We start from the raw sequence: 17,395 nt of genomic DNA on the forward strand, positions 1-17,395 counted from the left end.
GAAAGAACCTCTCTTGGATGCCGAACGGCGGGTTACATCTGCGGAAGCGTCTGCTTTTCCTTGAACCACGTCATCTGCAGGGCGCCCAGCTTGCCGTTCAGGCGGTTGTAGAACAGGAAGGTGTTGATCCAGTTGACCAAATCCTGTTCGCCGTGGCGGACGGCGACATGGGCCGGCGACTGGCGGATCAGGAACTTCTGCTCGACCTCCTTGCCAGGATTGTCCTGCGCGACCTTCAGCGCGATGGCGCTGTTCTCGGCGAAGGTTTCGACCTGCCCGGCCAGATAGGCGGCGATGGCGCCGGGGGTGTCCTCGAAGCGCACCAGCTTGGCGCCGGGAGCGTTGTCGGTCAGCCAGATGTCGAGCGTCGAGCCCTTGGCGACGCCGATGCTGTGGCCCTTCAGACCCTCGGGATCGCTGGCGTTCGCCATCGACTTCGGCCCGTAGACGCCGAGATTGACCGCGGCGTAGGGCTGGGTGAAGGTCACCTGCTGGGCGCGCTCCGGCGTGGCCCCGGCGGCGGCGATCAGCACGTCGACCTTGTTGGCGAGCAGGCTGGGAATGCGGTTGGCGCCGGTCACCTGGACCAGATCCAGCTTCACGCCCATGTCGGCGGCCATCAGCTTGGCCAAGTCGATGTCGAGGCCGGCGGCCTCGCCCTTGGCGTCCTTGAAGCCCCAGGGGGCGGCGTCCATCAGAACGCCGACGCGCAGCTTGCCGGCCGACAGCACGTTCTGCAGGGCATCGGCCTTGGCGGCGGACGGCAGGGCGGCGGCGGAGAGCGCGACGGTGGCGCAGACCGCCACGGCGGCGGCGAGGGTCCGGAAGAGTCTCACGACATTGCTCCTCTGTTCTGGTGGTTGTCCGGTCCTCGGCAGGGAACCGGTGGTTGGTTCGGCGAATGGCACGGCAGCGCCTCAGCGGACGGAGGCGATGAAGCTCTGCAATTCGGGTGTGCGGGGGTTGGCGAAGAGTTCGGCCGGCGGCCCCTCTTCCCAGACGCGGCCCTGGTGCATGAAGACGATCTTGGAGGCGACGTTGCGGGCGAAGCCCATCTCGTGGGTGACCAGCACCATGGTCATGCCCTGGCGTGCCATGTCCTCCATCACCTTCAGCACCTCGCCGACCAGTTCGGGGTCGAGCGCCGAGGTCACCTCGTCGAACAGCATCAGGTGCGGCTTCATGGCGAGGCAGCGGGCGATGGCGACGCGCTGCTGCTGCCCGCCGGACAGCTGGGCCGGAAAGGCGTCGATCTTGTCGGCCAGCCCGACCCGCTCCAGCACGTCCAGCGCCAGCGCCCGGCCGTCGGCCTTGGCGATCCGCTTGTTGAGGACCGGCGCCAGCGTGATGTTGCGCTCCACCGTCATGTGGGGGAACAGGTTGAAGGCCTGGAAGACGATGCCGACGCGCTGGCGGAAGTCGCGCAGGTTCGGCATGTCGGTGCGCACCGGCTGGCCTTCCACCGTGATCTCGCCGCCGTCGATGCGCTCCAGCGCGTTGATGCAGCGCAGCAGGGTCGATTTGCCGGAGCCCGACTTGCCGATGATGGTGACGATCTCGCCTTCCTTGATGTCGAGCGACACCCCCTTGAGCACCTGGGTCGACCCATAGCTCTTGGTAACGTTTCGGATGTCAACGAGCGCCATTGAGACGGACCTCCAGGGAACGGGCCCACAGGGTGAGCGGCAGGCAGGCGGCGAAATAGATCGCCGCGACGATCGAGTAGACCAGCAGGGGCTGGAAGGTGGCGGCGCTGACCAGCTGGCCGGCACGGGCAAGCTCGACGAAGCCGACGATGGAGGCCAGCGAGGTGCCCTTGATCAGCTGGACGAGGAAGCCGACGGTCGGCGGCAGCGCCATGCGGAAGGCCTGCGGCGCGATGACGTAGCGGAACTGGTGCCAGGTCGACAGGCCGAGACAGGCGGCGGCCTCCCACTGCTCGTGCTTCACCGCCTCGATGCCGCCGCGCCAGATCTCGCCGAGGAAGGAGGCGGTGTATACGGTCATGGCGATGCCGACGGCGACCAGCGGCGGCATCTCGATGCCGAGGAAGACCGGCATGCCGAAATAGAAGAACATCAGCAGGCCGAGCAGCGGCACGCCCTGCACCAGTTGCAGGAAGGCGGTGGCGGTCCAGCGCAGCGCGCGGCTGGCACTGGTCCGCATCAGGGCGAGCGCCAGCGCCAGCGGCGCGCCGAAACCGAGTGCGATGAGGACGAGGACGGCCGTCCATTGCAGGGCGCTGAGCAGCGACAGCAGGTCGCCGAGGGAGAAGGAACGCATGGCCGGTGTCTCCGTCAGCGCCGAACCGGCCAGCGGAAGGCGAGGTGCCCCACCGCGGCGAACAGCAGTTTGAAGGTCATCACCAGGGCGAAGTAGATGCCGCAGATCACGGCATAGACCTCGAAGCTGCGGTAGGTGCGCGTCTCGATGAAGCCGCCGGTGTGGAACAGCTCCTCCGCCGAGATCTGCGAGGCCAGCGAGGTGCCGAGCAGCAGCAGGACGAACTGGCTGGTGAAGGCGGGATAGACGCTGCGCAGGGCGGGCGGCAGCACGATGTACCGGAACACCTGCCAGCGCGAGAGCCCCAGGCACTGGCCCGCTTCCACCTGGCTGCCGGGGATGGCATCGAGCCCGGCACGGACGATCTCGGTGCAGTAGGCGCCGAAATAGAGACCGAGCGCGATGGACGCCGCCTCGAAGGCCCCCATCCGCAGGCCGAAGCCCGGCAGCACGAAGAAGACCACGAACAGCTGGATCAGCGACGGCGTGTTGCGGATCAGCTCGACATAGCCGCGGATCGCCCAGCGCACCGGACGCGGCCCGCTGCGCACCGCCGCCGCCGCGGCGACACCGATGGCGGTGCCGAGGACCGCGGCCACCAGGGTCAGCAGCAGCGTGTGCAGCGTGCCGTCGATCAGCTGGTCCTGATAGCGCCAGAGCTGCTGGAAATTCAATGTCTGCATGGGGAATCTGGCCGTCTCGGGTCAGCCGAAGAAGGTGCGGTAGGCACGGCACACCCGCCCGTCGGCATCGAGGCCGAACAGCACCCGCCAGCGGTCGATGCAGGTGCAGGGGTGGGAGATGCCGAACTCGACGATGTCGCCGACTGCCAGATCGTGACCGGCAAGATCGGTGCCGGCCGGCACGGCGACGAAGGCGTGCTGGTCGTTCAGCCGCGTCACCCGCAGCCCGTCCGCCGGCAGCGCCACGCCGTCGCGGTGGATGCGCAGCGGGCGGGGCAAATCCTGGTCGAAGGAGGAATCGCGCATGCCGAAGCCGCAGATCGCCAGCCCCGGCTCCGGCCGGGTCAGCACCTCCGCCCACAGGCGCAGGGCCGGGCGGAAATCGGCGGCCGTCGCCCCGCCGCAGGCGAAACCCTGCCGGGCGTCCAGCGCGCCGAGCGCGCGTTCGTAGGTGCCGTGGTCGTGGAAGAAGATGGCACCGCTGCGCAGCACCAGCGTGGCGTTGCCGTCGGCTTTCGCAACCGGCGCCAGGGCGGCGACCACCATGTCGAAGAAGGCCGATCCGCCGGCGGTGAGCAGCAGCGGCCGCTCCGGCGCCAGCGCGCGCACCAGGGCGAAGGCCTCCGCCGTCCGCTCCATCAGGGCGGCGATGTTGGCGGCGGTCTGGGCCGGATCGGAGGTCGCGACAGCCCCCTCATAGGTGGCGACGCCGTCGAGAACCAGCAGGCCGGGATGCAGCAGCACCGCGGTGAGGATCGCGTCCACCGCCGTGCGGTCGCGGGCGCCGCCGCGGCCGGCGCCGACTTCGACCAGGACGGCCAGCGGACGGCTGGCGGCTTTGGCGGCGGCGGCAAGCGTCTCAACCGCCGCCGGGGAGTCGGCGAAGGCGCGCAGGTCGGCGTCGGGGTGGGCGGCGAGCAGAGCGCCCAGCCGTCTGCCGCTGGCGATGCCGCCGATCTCGTTGCCGAGGATCAGCCGGGTCACGCCGGCGCGCAGCAGCACGGCGGCCTGCTGCAGATTGGCGACGGTGGCGCCCCAGGCCCCGGCCTCCACCAGTCCCGACGCGATCTGCGGCGCCATCGGCGTCTTGGCATGCGGGGCGAGTGCCACACCGTGCTGTCGCGCATAGGCAAGGATCAGGTCGCGGTTGGCGGCAAACGCGTCCTCGTCGAGCGTCAGGACCGGCAGCGCCATGTCGCCGGCAGCCGGCCGCCAGTTCTGGGCGCCGACATCGCGCAGCTGCAGCGGCGCCGTCCCCGGCGGCACCCCGCGGATGGTGTCGTCCAAACCGCTGTCGAGCAGCGCATCGAGAAACAGGCTCATGGGCGGCAATCCTGATCAGCCAGATGAGGACGAAGCGTCGAACGTCCGATGACAACGTTATCATAGCGCCGCATGGATGCAATGACAACGTTGTCATCATGCATTCGGAAAGAATCTGGCTTTGTGTCCGGCGGGATAACCGTGACGGGCCCTACCGCGAAGCCGGCTCATCGGCTTTTGAAAACGGTCCCGACCCTCTAGGCTGACCGAAACCACGACCGGGGACCGCCGCCTTGCTGATCGCCCATCTGTCCGATCCCCACATCCGCCCGCGGGGCGAGCTGTACCAGGGGCTGGTCGACTCGAACGCGATGTTCGACGCCGCAGTTCGTCAGCTGAACGCGCTCGATCCGGCACCCGACCTCGTGATCGTCACCGGCGACATCGTCGACCGCGGCACCGCGGCCGAGTACGGGCAGGCGCGCGCCGCACTGCGGTCCATTCGCCAGCCGGTCCTGCTGCTGCCGGGCAATCACGATGACCGGGACGCGTTCCGGACGGCCTTCGCGGATCACTCATACCTGCCGGCAACGGGGCCTCTCCACTTCGCTGTGGGCGACAAAGGGCCGCTGCGCATCCTCGGCCTCGATGTGACCGTTCCCCGCGAGCATCATGGGGAGGCAAGCGAGGAGGCCTGCGCCTGGCTCGCAGCGCGCCTGTCGGAGGAGCCGGAGCGGCCGACGCTCGTCATGCTGCATCAGCCGCCCCTTGAAAGCGGCATCGCCTGCATCGACGCGTACAATTGCCGGAACGGCATGGGTCTGGCGGCGGTGCTGGCCGCCCATCCCCAGGTCGAGCGGCTTCTGTGCGGGCATGTCCACCGCTTCATGCTGGCCCGCTTTGCCGGGACGGTGCTGGTCACGGCCCCCAGCACGACGACGGCCATCGCGTTGCGGCTCGCACCGGATGCCGAGCCGGCCTCCTACGTCGAGCCGCCGGCCTTCCTGCTTCACCGCTGGCAGGAGGGCGCGGGGCTGGTCACACACCTCGTGCCCGTCGGCAACTTTCCCGGCCCCCTGCCGTTCTTTTGAAAATAGGCGGCTTGCTCTAAAGTTTAGCGTTCCGGTCGATCTCCTGGCGCAGGGTCAGCGCCAGATCCTCGATCCGGTAGGGCTTCGACAGCACCGGGAAGCCTTTCAACCCGGCCCGGTCCTCGCTGTAGCCGGTGGTCAGAACCACCGCCAGCCGGGGCAGCAGGGCCCGCGCCGCCGCCGCCAGGGCCGGGCCGTCGATCTCGCCCGGCATCACCACGTCGCTGAACAGCAGGTCCGGCCTTTCCCCGTCCCGCAACAGGCGCAACGCCTCTTCCCCGTTCGCGGCGCGGCTGACCCGATACCCCATTTCCTCCAGCGCCGCGACGATCACCAGCGCCACCACCGGGTCGTCTTCGACCAGCAGCACGCTGGCGCCGCCGCCATCGACCACGGGCCGCTGGGCATCGACCGCCACCGCGGGCATCGTCTCGGCACGCGGCAGCAGCAGCGTCACGACGGTGCCCTGCCCCTCCGCGCTGTCGACGGTCGCGATCCCGCCGGATTGCCGGCAGAAGCCGTAGACCTGCGCCAGCCCCAGCCCGGTGCCCTGGCCCACCGCCTTGGTGGTGAAGAAGGGTTCGAAGATCCGCTCCAGCGTTGCCGGCGCCATGCCATGGCCGCTGTCCCGCACCCAGATCCGCAGGAAGGAGCCGTACAGGCCATGCTCGCCGCACTGCTCGACGTTGCCGGCACCGATCAGCAGATGGCCGGCTCCGGCGATGGCATCGCGGGCGTTGGTGGCGAGGTTCAGGATCGCCAGTTCGAACTGCACCGGGTCGGCCATCGCCGGCCACAAGCCGGCTTCCAGATCGAACTCCAGCCGGATGTCCGCGCGCAGCGCCCGGTCGAGGAAACTGCGCATCCCCAGCAGGCGGTCGCGGACGTCGAAGGCTTCGGGTTCGAGGTTCTGGCGGCGCGAGAAGGCCATCAGCTGCCGGATCATGCTGGCGCCGCGGTCCACCGCCTGATGGCCGGACTCAAGGACCTTCTGTACCCCGGCGACATGGCCGGCGCGCCGCCCGACCAGTTGAAGGCAGCCCGACATCGCCTGGAGCAGATTGTTGAAGTCGTGCGCCATGCCGCCGGTCAGCTGGCCGACCGCCTCCATCTTCTGCGATTGCCGCAGCGTCTCCTCGGCCTGCATCAGCTCGGCCGTGCGCTCGGCGACGCGCTGTTCCAGGGTGTCGTTGAGGGCGCGCAGCTCCGCAATCGCCCGGTCGCGCTCCGCTATGATCGTGCGCCGCTCCTCGACATCGATGAGCACGCCGGGAAAGCCCAGCGGCGTCCCGTCGGCGCCGTGATCGACGCGCCCGTTGGCCTCGATCCAGTAATAGCGTCCGTCATGCCGGCGGACGCGGTACTGGTGGGCATAGCGGCCACCCCGCGCAACCGCTTCGCCGACCGCCTTGGCCAGACCGGCCCGGTCGTCCGGATGCACGGTCTCGACCATCTGCGCCAGGCTGATGCCCTCGCGCCCGAGCGCCGGATCGACCCCGAAGGCCTTGGCGAACGCCTCGTCGATGGTGAAGCGGTCGGTCGCGATGTCCCAGAACCAGGTGCCGATGATCGCGCCGGCCGACAGGGCCAGCTGGACCCGTTCGGCATCGGTGCGGGCGGTCTCCAGGGCGCGCTTGCGATGGTCGATGTCTTCCAGCATCGCGATGGCGCCGGTGACCTGTCCGGCGCCGTCCGTCAGCGGCACGCTGCTGACGGCGAACCAGCGCTCGGTTCCATCCGTCTTTCGGTGGAGGAATTCGATGCCGGGAGAGACCAATTCGCCGCGCAGGGAGCGTGCGGCGGGATAACGGCTGGGCGGAAGGCGCTCCCCGTTGGCGTCGAAGCTGCGCCAGCGGTCGGCCTCCTCCTGCTTCGTCATTCTGGAGGGGATGGGTTGATCGGGCAGGAGTTCGCGATAGAGCGGGCTGGACAGCAGCGCCCGCCCATCGGCGTCGAACAGGCACACCGCGACCGGAAGATGCTGAATGAGGGTGGAGAACCGGTTGCCGGCTTCGGTGCGGGCGGCCACCTCCTGCTCCAGCGCCACGTTGCGCGCCCGCAGTTCCGCCTCGACGGCGTCGCGCTGCCTGGCCGCCATGACCCCTGCCGTCGTTTCCGTCGCGATGTCGAGCATGCCGACGACCCGTCCGCGATCGCGCAGCGGGCTGTAGGCGAAGGTCCACCATGTGTCCTCCTCGCTGCCGTTGCGGGTCATCACGAGGTGCATGTCGGTGACGCTGACCGACTGGCCCTCCAGCACACGCGCGATGAGCGGGCCGATCGTGTCCCACACCTCGGACCAGACGACGGCAATCGGCTGCCCCAGCGCCGCCGGGTGGCGCTTGCCCAGGAAGGGAACATAGGCGGCGTTGTAGAGCAGCGTCTGTTCCGGTCCCCAGGTCGCGCACATGGCGAAGGGGGATCCGAGCATCATGGTGAAGATCGCCTCGAGGGCGGGACTCCAGCTCTCACGCGGTCCGAGCGGGGTTGCGCTCCAATCGCACGCCTCGAGGTCCGGCAAATGGGTGCTCATGCGGTCGCTGACCCTCTGCCCTGCCTGCGCGTCCGGCTCTCAGCCGGCAGTCGTCCGGCAACGGCTCGGCGTTCGGAACCGGGTGGGGCTGGAGCAGTCTTCCGCTGAGGCATGCCCGTTTATAGACGGTGGGACTGTCCCGGACAAGGTCGGCTCACGCTGCGGGGAAGACGGCGGCGACCGCCTCTGCCTGGTGGAAACGTCGATTCGCTCGCCTTGGCGACAGGCTGCTTTCAATCCTGGCCGCGTGAGACGCGAAACCAATGCTCGGCATACTGCCGGCAAAGCTCCGCTTCCACACTGTCGCCCGTGCGTTCGGCATCGGTGGCGCGGGCGAGCCACTGGGTCTGTTTTTGCAGCGCCGATCCGTTCACACGGGCGGGCGCCGGCCGGACCCCGGTCGATGCGCCGGTGTTGGAGCGGGACTTGCTGAAGTTCGGTCGCGGCACTGGTACGCGGGGCCTGGAGGGTGGCATGGGTCTTACGGACTTCCTTGAGGGGACAGGGAGGGGCATCCTCCGATCCGGCGGAGTCTACGCTGCCCATCGCCGCGATGCGCGAAAATTCTGTGGCGTCTCGGCAATGACGACATCCGCCGTCACGCCGTTCGGCCCGGTTCCGCCGGCCCGGCCGAACCCATCACGTCGACAGGCGCAGATAGAAGGTCGGCAGCACCTCCGGCAGCTTGTCGGCGCGGTCGATCACCATGACGTTGCGGGCCCCGAACATCCGGGTCAGGTAGTCGCGGCCCTGGGGGTCGAGCCCGATCACGAAGCAGTCGATCCCCCGCGCCGCCAGCCCCAGCACGGCGCGACGGGCGTCGTCCAGCAGATAGCGGCGGTCGGCGACGTCGATGTCCGACGGCTCGCCGTCGGTCACCACCAGCAGCAGGCGGCGATGGGTCGCCTGCCGTTCCAGCAGCCGCCCGGCATGGCGCAGCGCGGTGCCGAGCCGGGTGGACAGACCGGCCTTCAATCCGGCCAGCCGCCCCCTGGCCGCGTCGTCGTAGGGCTGGTGGAACGCCTTGATCCGGTAATAGCTGACGTCCTGCCGCCCGTTGGAGCGGAAGGCATGGATGGCGAAGGGATCGCCCAGCCCGTCCAGCGCCTGGGCGAACAGGGTCGCGGCCTCCCGCTCCACCGACAGCACGCTGCGCCCGCCCCCGGCAACCGGATCGCCGGTCGAGGCGGACACGTCGAGCAGCAGCAGGACCGACAGGTCGCGGTTGCGGCGGACCAGCACCTCATGCACCCGCGGATCGGGAGCCTCGCCGCGGCGGTGGCTGACCATCGCGTCGATGCAGGCGTCCAGATCCATGCGGTCGCCCTCCGGCTGGCGGCGCAGCCGCACCGGACGGCTGACCTTGGCCGAGCGGACCAGCGCGGTCAGCCGGTCGGCGGTCGCCTGATGGCGTTCGACGATGCGGGCGATGGCGGCGGGGTCGCCGGGTTCGCTCCGCCGTTCGTTCAGCACCACCCAGTCGGGACGGTCGATGCCGACGCGGTAGTCCCATTCCGGGTAACGTACCGGCGGGGCGGTGATCTCCTCCTCCCCCACCGCGCGGGCGGGGACATCGGCGGCGGACAGCCGCGCCGGGGTGGCGCCCTCCCCGACCTGATCGTCGGGGCGGCCGCGGTCGCGCTCCTCCTGCTCGGTGCGGAAGGCCTCGAACACCGTCTCGGCGTCGCTGGGCGGGGTGGGCGGCGCCTCGCCATGGTCCCACAGGCCGATGTTGTCGTCGCGGTAGGCCGGCTCGACGACATGATCCTTGGAATTGAACTGCACCCGCATCTGGCCGAGATCGTTGCCGAGCAGCCCGCCGATCCGGCGGCTGAGCGCCGGGCTGTGCCAGTCGGACTCCGCCGCGAAGAACAGCCGCCTGCCCTTGGCGACCCAGGCGTCGTCGTCGCGGTAGTCAGGGTCGATCAGCGCGCGGGCCAGCCGCGCCATCAGGGCGGGGGCCGTGCCGGCGCCGTCCGGCTCGGCGACGTGGAAGGGCCGCCAGACCCGCAGCAGTCCGGGATGCTCGCGCATCGCCAGCTGCTCGACGCGGGCATCCTCGATCAGCGAGACGAGCGCCAGCTGCAACGGCTTCAGCCCGGCGGCGGGAAAGCGCGGGCCGGTGAAGCGCAGATGCGCCCCGGCATGGACCAGGGCGGCGCGAAACAACGCGCCGGAGCGGTGGCCATCGACGCCGCGGAAGGTGCCGGGCATCCAGATCAGCCCGTCCGACAGGCTGACCCGCCGCGGCGGGTTGCCGGCGGCATCCGGCTTGGCATGGCGGATCGGCACCCGCAACCGCCACAGCGCGACCAGATAGGCGACCAGCCGGCGCTCAACGGAGGAAAAGGCGGTGTCGGCGGGAAACTGGTCCGCGGGAAATTGACGCGACTGGTCGTCGGGCATCTGGTCTCCGGTCTTGGTCTCTCTCTCCAACGAGGGACGTCTCAGGCAATCGCCGCCGACACGGCGGCGGAGAAGGCGTCCCGCACGTCGGCGTCGTCGGTGATCGGCAGCACCAGCGCGATCCGGCAGGCGGTCTCCAGCGCGATCCCCTGCGCGACCAGCCGGCCGGCATGGATCAACATGCGGGTGGACACCCCTTCCTGAAGCCCATGGCCCTTCAGGTTGCGCGAGCTTGCGGCGATGCGGACCAGCAGCTCCGCGGTACCGGCGGCGACACCCGATTCATGGGCGACGATCTCCGCCTCCACCGTGGCGTCGGGGTAGCCGAACTCGATGGCGGCGAAGCGCTGCTTGGTCGATTCCTTCAGATCCTTCAGGACGCTCTGGTAGCCGGGGTTGTAGGAGATCACCAGTTGGAAGTCCGGATGGGCCTGGACCAGCTCGTTGCGCTTCTCCAGCGGCAGGATCCGGCGGGCGTCGGTCAGCGGGTGGATGACGACGGTGGTGTCCTGGCGGGCCTCGACGATCTCGTCGAGATAGCAGATGGCGCCATGGCGTACCGCCTGGGTCAGCGGCCCGTCGTGCCAGACCGTGCCGCCGGGATCGAGCAGGAAGCGCCCGACCAGATCCGACGCGGTCATGTCCTCGTGGCAGGCCACCGTCACCAGCGGCCGGCCGAGCCGCCATGCCATATGCTCGATGAAGCGGGTCTTGCCGCAGCCGGTGGGGCCCTTCAGCATCATCGGCATGCGCGCCGCATAGGCGGCCTCGAACAGTGCCACCTCCCCGGCGACCGGCCGGTAATAGGGCTCCTCCGGAATCCGGTGTGCATCCAGCGCCATCGGCACGTCTCCTCATGATTGGTCCCGCTTCGGAGAGAGGCGGCGGGCGTCTCCCGACACCCGCCGCGACCCAGCCCGACCCCTCAACGATGCAGGGCGGTTTCCAGGTTGGGGATGCCGTCGATTGGGCATTCCTCGGTGCCGACGGTGCCGCGGGTCATCGCCTCGACCCGCGCGCGGGTGCCTTCCGGATCGTTGATCCAGTCATGGTAGAAGCTGTAGGCGCAGGCCGCCTCGCCCTTGGAATCCTCGCCGGAGTTGATCTTGCCGGTGTAGCCGCGGTGGACCAGCTTGAAGAGGTGGTTCTGCGACTGCATGTTCTTGCGCGCGTCGCGGATCAGCGAGGTGGAGAGCTGGGCGTACTGGATGCCGTTCTCCTCGGTGCCGCACTCGCCCAGCGTCCGGCCGTCGAAGCCGATGATGGCGGAATGGCCGAAGTAGGAATAGACCCCGTCGAAGCCGGCGGCGTTCGCCACCGCGACATAGGTGTTGTTGGCCCAGGCCATCGCCTTGGACATGATGACCTGCTGCTCCTTGGCCGGATACATGTAGCCCTGGCAGCGGACGATCAGCTCCGCACCCTTCATGGCGCAGTCGCGCCAGATCTCCGGATAGTTGCCGTCGTCGCAGATGATCAGGCTGATCTTCAGCCCCTTTGGCCCGTCGGTGACGAAGGTGCAGTTGCCGGGATACCAGCCTTCGATGGGAACCCACGGCATGATCTTGCGGTATTTCTGGACGATCTCGCCCTTGTCGTTCATCAGGATCAGCGTGTTGTAGGGCGCCTTGTGCGGATGCTCCTCATGCCGCTCGCCGGTCAGGGAGAAAACGCCCCAGACCTTCGCCTTGCGGCAGGCGTCGGCGAAGATCTGGGTCTCGTCGCCGGGGATGGCCGAGGCCGTTTCGTACATCTCCTTGGAATCGTACATGATCCCGTGGGTCGAATATTCCGGGAAGATCACCAGATCCATGCCGGGCAGGCCGACCTTCATGCCCTGGACCATCTCCGCGATCTTGCGGGCATTGTCGAGAACTTCGGCCTTGGTGTGCAGGCGCGGCATCTTGTAGTTCACGACCGCGACGCCGACGGTGTCCTTGCTGCTGGAAATATCGCCGTGCAACATGGTGCATTCCCTTTCTGGTCTGTGGATCGATAAGGAAGGGGCGTCCCGTCCCGGCGCGAGGCTGGACGGCGAACCCGTGTTTCGGGGGTGGCGGGAGTGGGACCGGAACTGCGGCCTAGACCGCCATGTGCCGGTGCACCAGATCGTCGGTCAGGCTTTCCGTCGGCCCGTGGGCGGCGACCCGCCCCTTGTCGAGCATCAGGAAGAGGTCGGAGGCCTGCCGCGCGAACCTCACATTCTGTTCGACCAGCACGACGGTGATGCCGTGCTGGCGGTTCAGGGTCATGATGACGTTTTGGATCTGCTCGACGATGTTGGGCTGGATGCCCTCGGTCGGCTCGTCCAGCAGCAGGATCTGCGGCTTCGCCGCCAGCGACCGCGCGATCGCCAGCTGCTGCTGCTGGCCGCCGGACAGGTCGCCGCCCTTCCGGTTCAGGTTGTCGCGCAGATAGGGGAACATCTCGAACACCAGCGGCGGGATCTCGCGCTTGCCGTCCGGTCGGGCGAAGCTGCCCATCAGGATGTTCTCGCGGATGGTGAATTTGCCGACGATGCCGCGCCCCTGCGGGACATAGCCGATGCCGAGACCGGCGCGGCGGTGGGTCGGCTCACCCCGGATGTCGCTGCCGCCCAGCCCGATCCGGCCGGTGACCCGGTCGGTCAGCCCCATGACGGTCCGCATCAGCGTGGTCTTCCCCACCCCGTTGCGGCCCAGCACGCTGAGCAGGCTGCCCCTGGGCACCGCGAAGCTGACATTCTGCAACACCGGGCTGCTGCCGTAGAAGGAATAGACGTCGGTCATGTCAAGCATGGGAGATGCCCCCGCTTCCAAGATAGGCCTCGCGCACCTTGGGATCCTCCTCCACCTGCCGGATCGATCCTTCGGACAGGCGCTTGCCCTGGTGCAGCACGGTGATGGTCTCGGCGATCTCGCGCACGAAGCCCATGTCGTGCTCGACCACGATCAGCGTGTGCCGGCCGCGCAGCCGCTGGAAGATGCGCGAGGTCTTGCCGGTCTCCTGGATGGTCATGCCGGCGGTCGGCTCGTCCATCAGGATCAGGGCGCTGTCCTGGACCAGCAGCATGGCGATCTCCAGCCATTGCGTTTGGCCGTGCGACAGGAAGGCGGCCCGGGTGTCCAACTCGTCGGCCAGCTCGACGATCTCCAGCACCTCGGCGATGCGCCGGTCGAGGCGGATGCCGGGGAACAGGCGGATCGTCCGCGCCGGGCCGGGATGCCGGGAGTGCGCGACCTCCAGATTTTCGCGCACCGTCAGTTCCCTGAACACGCTGGGCACCTGGAACTTGCGGCCCACCCCATGGCGGGCGCGCCGGTATTCCGGCGCACTGGTGATGTCCTGCCCGTCGAGCAGGATGCGCCCGCCGGTCGGCTGGGTCCGGCCGCAGATCAGGTCCAGCGTGGTGGACTTGCCGGCCCCGTTGGCGCCCAGCAGGCAGCGCAGCTCGCCGCGCTCGACCGCCAGATCCAGGCCGTTGACCGCCTTGAAGCCGTCGAAGCTGACTTCCAGCCCGTGGAGTTCGAGATAGGCCATGAGGATCGTCTCCTTCAACTCGGCGTGCGGCCGGCACGCGGCGCCTCGGAAAGGGCGGCAAGGGCGGTGTCCGGCGTCTGCCGCGCTGGGCGGGTCAGGCGGTCGGCCAGGATGCCGATCAGGCTCGACAGGCCGTTGGGCAGGAAGACCACGACCAGGATGAACATGCCGCCGAGGATCAGCTGCCAGGTGTCGAGGAAACTCTCGGACAGGCTGCCCTGCATGAAGTTGACCAGAATGGCGCCGATGGCGGCCCCCAAGAGCGAGCCGCGCCCGCCGACCGCCGCCCAGATCACCATCGACAGGCTGAGCGGCACCCCCATGAAGGTGGGCGAGGCGAATTCCAGCACCATGGCGTAGAGCATGCCCGCCAGCCCGGCCATGCCGGCCGACACCGCGAAGGCGAGCGACTGGTAGGCGGCGACGTCGTAGCCGAAGAAGCGCACCCGGTCGGCGTCGTTGCGGATCGCCTGGAGGATCAGCCCGGCCTTGCTGCGGGTGAAGGCGAGGCCGAGCAGCAGGCACAGCGACAGCGCCCCGGCGGACAGATAGTAGAAGGCCGGGCTGTAGGGATCGAAGGTGACGCTGCCGGCCTCCAGCCACGCCAGATCGGTGATGCCGTTGAAGCCGCCGGTGTAGGCCTGCTGGTCGATGAACAGCAGATTGACCACCGCCAGCATGGCGAGCGTGATGATGGCGACATAGACCCCGGCGATCCGCGCCCGGAACATGAAGGAGCCCAGCAGCAGCGCCACCACCACCGGCGCCAGGATGCCGGCCGCCACCGCGAACAGGCTGGAATGGAAGGGCTGCCAGAACCAGGGCAGGTGGTCGAGGTTGTTCCACACCATGAAGTCCGGCAGCCCGGCCGACCCGGTGTGGACCGGGCTGGTCTTCAGCTTCAGATGCATGGCGATGGCATAGGCGCCGATGCCGAAGCTGACCCCCTGCCCCAGGTTGAGGATGCCGGCATAGCCCCAGCTCAAGGCCAGCGCGGCGGCGGCCAGGCCGAGCGCCAGATAGCGGGCGAACTTGTTCAGGAGGAAGGCGTCGGTGACGAAACTGGGAACCGCCAGGATGACGGCGCAGAACAGCAGATAGGCGGCGAGCTGGGCGTAGGGCTTGCTGCGCGACAGGGTCGATTTCGACATGAGCGGGCTCCGGACGACGGGACCGACCGGGGAACCGGCCCGGCTTTGAAGATCGGGTTGGCGGAGATTTGGCTGGCTGGGAGTCGATTGACCGAGGGTGGCGGGCCGGTCGTGGGGGAGGTCGTCGGGGAACGGGAGGATGGTCATCGCCTTCGGCCCCCCTCACCGGCGCCGCTGGTCGACGAACAGGCCCTGCGGACGGAAGCGGACCAGCACCACCACCGCCAGGAAGACCAGCGCCTTTGCCAGCGTGTCGTTCAGCAGGAAGGCGATGCCGGCGGTGCCGCTGCCGAGCAGGCCGGAACTGACCACCGTGCCGATCAGGCTGCCCACCCCGCCGACCACCACCACCATGAAGGCATCGACCACGAAGTTGGTGCCCATGTCCGGCGCCACGCTCTTGATCGGCGCCACCAGCGCCCCGGCCAGCCCGGCGAGGCCGGAACCGAAGGCGAAGGTCAGGCTGTAGATCCTGGCGCTGTTGATGCCGTAGCAGCTGGCCATCTCGCGGTTCTGGGTGACGGCGCGCAGCTTCATGCCGAACTCGGTGCGCTGGATGACGAACCAGGTCAGCGCCAGCAGGGCGGCGGTCAGTGCCAGGATGAACAGGCGGTAGCTGGGGATGCCGACCCCGGCAATGTCGATGCTGCCGGACAGGAACTCCGGCGTCTGGACATAGCGCAGCTCGGCCCCGGCGGACAGGCGCACCGCCTGTTGCAGCATGATGCCGATGCCCCAGGTCGCCAGGATGGTGTCGAGCGGCCGGTGGTAGAGGAAGCGGACCACCGTGCTCTCGACCACCCAGCCGGCCGCCGCCACCATGAAGAACACCAGCAGCAGGCAGGGGATCAGCGGCAGGCCGAACTGCGACTGGAGGAACCAGGTGCCGTAGGCGCCCAGCATGACGAACTCGCCATGGGCGAGGTTGATCACCCCCATCGCGCCGTAGATGATCGCAAGCCCGAGCGCCACCAGCAGCAGGATCGACGCGATGCTGAGCCCGGTGAAGAGTTGACCGAAGAAAATATCCATAAGCCCCTCCGACGGGGAGAGCGTCGGGCGACGCCCTCCCCTGGCCGTTCATTGCTCACGCACCCTTCAGGCCGTCCTTGGTGCAGCTCTGGCCCGGATAGGCCCAGTAGGGTTCCGGCTTCACCCAGTCCGACGATTGCTGGATGACCTTGAACTGGCCGTCGGCCTGGGCCTGGCCGATCTTCGGCCACAGGTAGCAATGCAGGTTGTCGCCATCGACCTTCACCTTGCCCTGCGGCGCCATGATCTCCAGCCCGGCGGTGGCGTCGCGGACGGCGATGGGGCTGATGTCGCCCTTGCCGATCTTCTCCACCGCCTTGCGGAACAGGTGCATCTGGAAATAGGCCGCCTCAGACACGAAGTGCGTCACCGAGTCCTTGCCGAAGCGCTTGCGGTAATTCTCGACGAAGACCTCGTTCTCCTTGGACTGGTGGCCCATGAAATAGGGGGCGGAGGTGAAGTGGCCGGCGGCATACTCGCCGCCCATCGCCGCGATCTCCACCTCCGACGTGGTCAGGCTCGCCATCGGCATCCTGTCCGGGCTGAACCCCGCCGCCTTGTACTGCTTGTGCAGCGCGATCACGCTGTCGCCGACCACGGTGGAGAAGATCACGTCCGGCTTGGTCTCGCGGAATTTGTTCAGCACCGAGCCGAATTCAGAATGGCCGAGCGGCACGTATTCCTCGCCGACCACCTCGCCGCCCAGCTCCTTCAGCAGGATCTTGCAGACGTTGTTCTCTTCCTTGGGATAGATGTAGTTGGAGCCGATCAGGTAGAATTTCTTGCCGAACGTCTTGACCAGCCAGGGAATGAAGTCCTTCTGCTGCTGGTTGGGCACCGCACCGGTGTACATGACGTTCTTCGAGCACTCGCGGCCTTCGTAAAGCGTCGGATACCAGTAGAGGTTCTTGCGCTTCTCGAAGACCGGCAGCACCGCCTTGCGCGAGGCGGAGGTGTAGGAGCCGAAGACGCTGACGCATTTGTCGTTCAGCACCAGCTTGTTGGACTTGTCGGCGAAGGTGGCGGGGTCGGAGGCCGGATCCTCGACGATTGCGGTCAGCTTCATCCCGTTGATGCCGCCGGCGGCGTTGATCTCGTCGATGGCCATCATGGTGGCGTTGTGCATCGACTTCTCGACGACCGCGGTGGTGCCGGTCAGCGAGAAGAGGACGCCGACCTTGATCTCGCCGTTCGCCGCCCAGGCGGCGCCGCTGTCCTTGATCCAGATGTGCGGGAAGCCGACCGATCCGGCTACCCCGGCGACGGCCGTCGATTTCAGAAAATTACGCCGTGTGAAGGTCATGACGCGTTTCCTCCTCGTTTGCCTGTTTTGGGCAGTTCTTCGGCACGGACAGGAGAGCGCACAAAAAAAGCCCCACCCAGGCCGGCGGCCTGCTGGGGCTTCATTGCCTCGGCACGAGCTCCCGGCGTCAT

The 17,395-nt window shown here is 68.2% G+C and carries 16 protein-coding genes; 1 reads left to right on the forward strand and 15 read right to left on the reverse strand.

Features of this window, described 5'->3' with window-relative positions; translation table 11 throughout:
• Nucleotides 1-32 precede the first annotated feature (32 nt).
• The 5 genes from ACWPN8_RS21525 to ACWPN8_RS21545 all read right to left on the reverse strand — a co-directional run bounded on the left by ACWPN8_RS21525 (nucleotide 33) and on the right by ACWPN8_RS21545 (nucleotide 4,289).
• On the reverse strand, nucleotides 33-836 hold the full coding sequence (locus ACWPN8_RS21525; protein WP_109446955.1) for a transporter substrate-binding domain-containing protein: 804 nt from the start codon (nucleotides 834-836) through the stop codon (nucleotides 33-35).
• Between the two features lie 81 nt (nucleotides 837-917).
• The gene (locus tag ACWPN8_RS21530; RefSeq protein WP_109446953.1) at nucleotides 918-1,646 is read right to left on the reverse strand and encodes an amino acid ABC transporter ATP-binding protein; all 729 of its coding nucleotides are present in this window, start codon (nucleotides 1,644-1,646) and stop codon (nucleotides 918-920) included.
• Nucleotides 1,633-2,283: an amino acid ABC transporter permease gene (locus tag ACWPN8_RS21535; RefSeq protein WP_109446951.1), complete on the reverse strand. Its 651-nt coding sequence runs from the start codon at nucleotides 2,281-2,283 to the stop codon at nucleotides 1,633-1,635. The genes ACWPN8_RS21530 and ACWPN8_RS21535 overlap by 14 nt, the downstream gene beginning before the upstream one ends.
• Nucleotides 2,284-2,297: 14 nt before the next feature.
• Nucleotides 2,298-2,966: an amino acid ABC transporter permease gene (locus ACWPN8_RS21540; RefSeq protein WP_109446949.1), complete on the reverse strand. Its 669-nt coding sequence runs from the start codon at nucleotides 2,964-2,966 to the stop codon at nucleotides 2,298-2,300.
• 21 nt (nucleotides 2,967-2,987) lie between these two features.
• Nucleotides 2,988-4,289, reverse strand: a complete 1,302-nt coding sequence (locus ACWPN8_RS21545; protein ID WP_492242219.1) for an alanine racemase — start codon at nucleotides 4,287-4,289, stop codon at nucleotides 2,988-2,990.
• Nucleotides 4,290-4,522: 233 nt separating this feature from the next.
• Here ACWPN8_RS21545 and ACWPN8_RS21550 point away from each other — a divergent pair, with 233 nt between their 5' ends.
• Complete coding sequence (locus tag ACWPN8_RS21550) at nucleotides 4,523-5,320, forward strand: phosphodiesterase (RefSeq protein ID WP_109446945.1); 798 nt, start codon at nucleotides 4,523-4,525, stop codon at nucleotides 5,318-5,320.
• 16 nt (nucleotides 5,321-5,336) lie between these two features.
• Here ACWPN8_RS21550 and ACWPN8_RS21555 read toward each other — a convergent pair whose 3' ends face one another.
• The 10 genes from ACWPN8_RS21555 to ACWPN8_RS21600 form a co-directional block, all read right to left on the reverse strand.
• Nucleotides 5,337-7,754 carry a PAS domain S-box protein gene (locus tag ACWPN8_RS21555; protein WP_492242220.1) on the reverse strand — a complete coding sequence of 806 codons (2,418 nt, stop codon included), beginning with the start codon at nucleotides 7,752-7,754 and terminating at the stop codon, nucleotides 5,337-5,339.
• Nucleotides 7,755-8,086: 332 nt separating this feature from the next.
• Nucleotides 8,087-8,368, reverse strand: a complete 282-nt coding sequence (locus ACWPN8_RS21560) for a DUF4167 domain-containing protein (RefSeq protein WP_492242221.1) — start codon at nucleotides 8,366-8,368, stop codon at nucleotides 8,087-8,089.
• Between the two features lie 124 nt (nucleotides 8,369-8,492).
• Entirely contained in the window at nucleotides 8,493-10,259 is a 1,767-nt protein-coding gene (locus ACWPN8_RS21565) for a nitric oxide reductase activation protein NorD (RefSeq protein WP_492242222.1), read from the reverse strand.
• Nucleotides 10,260-10,300: 41 nt separating this feature from the next.
• On the reverse strand, nucleotides 10,301-11,101 hold the full coding sequence (locus ACWPN8_RS21570; RefSeq protein WP_492242223.1) for a CbbQ/NirQ/NorQ/GpvN family protein: 801 nt from the start codon (nucleotides 11,099-11,101) through the stop codon (nucleotides 10,301-10,303).
• Between the two features lie 83 nt (nucleotides 11,102-11,184).
• Nucleotides 11,185-12,225: an aliphatic amidase gene (locus ACWPN8_RS21575; protein WP_492242224.1), complete on the reverse strand. Its 1,041-nt coding sequence runs from the start codon at nucleotides 12,223-12,225 to the stop codon at nucleotides 11,185-11,187.
• Between the two features lie 115 nt (nucleotides 12,226-12,340).
• A complete protein-coding gene (urtE, locus tag ACWPN8_RS21580) occupies nucleotides 12,341-13,036 on the reverse strand; it encodes an urea ABC transporter ATP-binding subunit UrtE (protein ID WP_492242225.1) in 696 nt (231 codons plus the stop codon).
• Entirely contained in the window at nucleotides 13,029-13,778 is a 750-nt protein-coding gene (gene urtD / locus ACWPN8_RS21585; RefSeq protein WP_109446932.1) for an urea ABC transporter ATP-binding protein UrtD, read from the reverse strand. Before urtD ends, urtE begins: the two co-directional genes overlap by 8 nt.
• A 14-nt stretch (nucleotides 13,779-13,792) precedes the next feature.
• A complete protein-coding gene (gene urtC / locus ACWPN8_RS21590; protein WP_109446930.1) occupies nucleotides 13,793-14,929 on the reverse strand; it encodes an urea ABC transporter permease subunit UrtC in 1,137 nt (378 codons plus the stop codon).
• 162 nt (nucleotides 14,930-15,091) lie between these two features.
• Nucleotides 15,092-15,961 (reverse strand): urea ABC transporter permease subunit UrtB, encoded by an 870-nt coding sequence (gene urtB / locus ACWPN8_RS21595; RefSeq protein WP_109446928.1) that lies wholly within the window; start codon nucleotides 15,959-15,961, stop codon nucleotides 15,092-15,094.
• Between the two features lie 55 nt (nucleotides 15,962-16,016).
• Entirely contained in the window at nucleotides 16,017-17,264 is a 1,248-nt protein-coding gene (locus ACWPN8_RS21600) for a transporter substrate-binding protein (RefSeq protein ID WP_492242226.1), read from the reverse strand.
• Between the last annotated feature and the right edge of the window lie 131 nt (nucleotides 17,265-17,395).

The organism is Azospirillum sp. UENF 112521 (assembly GCF_058780665.1).

Coding starts and splice junctions, on each gene's coding strand:
- ACWPN8_RS21570 (WP_492242223.1), bottom strand. CDS start 11,101: ATGGCGCTGGATGCACACCGGATTCCGGAGGAGCCCTATTACCGGCCG.
- ACWPN8_RS21535 (WP_109446951.1), bottom strand. CDS start 2,283: ATGCGTTCCTTCTCCCTCGGCGACCTGCTGTCGCTGCTCAGCGCCCTG.
- ACWPN8_RS21530 (WP_109446953.1), bottom strand. CDS start 1,646: ATGGCGCTCGTTGACATCCGAAACGTTACCAAGAGCTATGGGTCGACC.
- ACWPN8_RS21555 (WP_492242220.1), bottom strand. CDS start 7,754: ATGATGCTCGGATCCCCCTTCGCCATGTGCGCGACCTGGGGACCGGAA.
- ACWPN8_RS21575 (WP_492242224.1), bottom strand. CDS start 12,225: ATGTTGCACGGCGATATTTCCAGCAGCAAGGACACCGTCGGCGTCGCG.
- ACWPN8_RS21600 (WP_492242226.1), bottom strand. CDS start 17,264: ATGACCTTCACACGGCGTAATTTTCTGAAATCGACGGCCGTCGCCGGG.
- urtE (WP_492242225.1), bottom strand. CDS start 13,036: ATGCTTGACATGACCGACGTCTATTCCTTCTACGGCAGCAGCCCGGTG.
- ACWPN8_RS21560 (WP_492242221.1), bottom strand. CDS start 8,368: ATGCCCCTCCCTGTCCCCTCAAGGAAGTCCGTAAGACCCATGCCACCC.
- urtB (WP_109446928.1), bottom strand. CDS start 15,961: ATGGATATTTTCTTCGGTCAACTCTTCACCGGGCTCAGCATCGCGTCG.
- ACWPN8_RS21540 (WP_109446949.1), bottom strand. CDS start 2,966: ATGCAGACATTGAATTTCCAGCAGCTCTGGCGCTATCAGGACCAGCTG.
- ACWPN8_RS21545 (WP_492242219.1), bottom strand. CDS start 4,289: ATGAGCCTGTTTCTCGATGCGCTGCTCGACAGCGGTTTGGACGACACC.
- urtC (WP_109446930.1), bottom strand. CDS start 14,929: ATGTCGAAATCGACCCTGTCGCGCAGCAAGCCCTACGCCCAGCTCGCC.
- ACWPN8_RS21565 (WP_492242222.1), bottom strand. CDS start 10,259: ATGCCCGACGACCAGTCGCGTCAATTTCCCGCGGACCAGTTTCCCGCC.
- urtD (WP_109446932.1), bottom strand. CDS start 13,778: ATGGCCTATCTCGAACTCCACGGGCTGGAAGTCAGCTTCGACGGCTTC.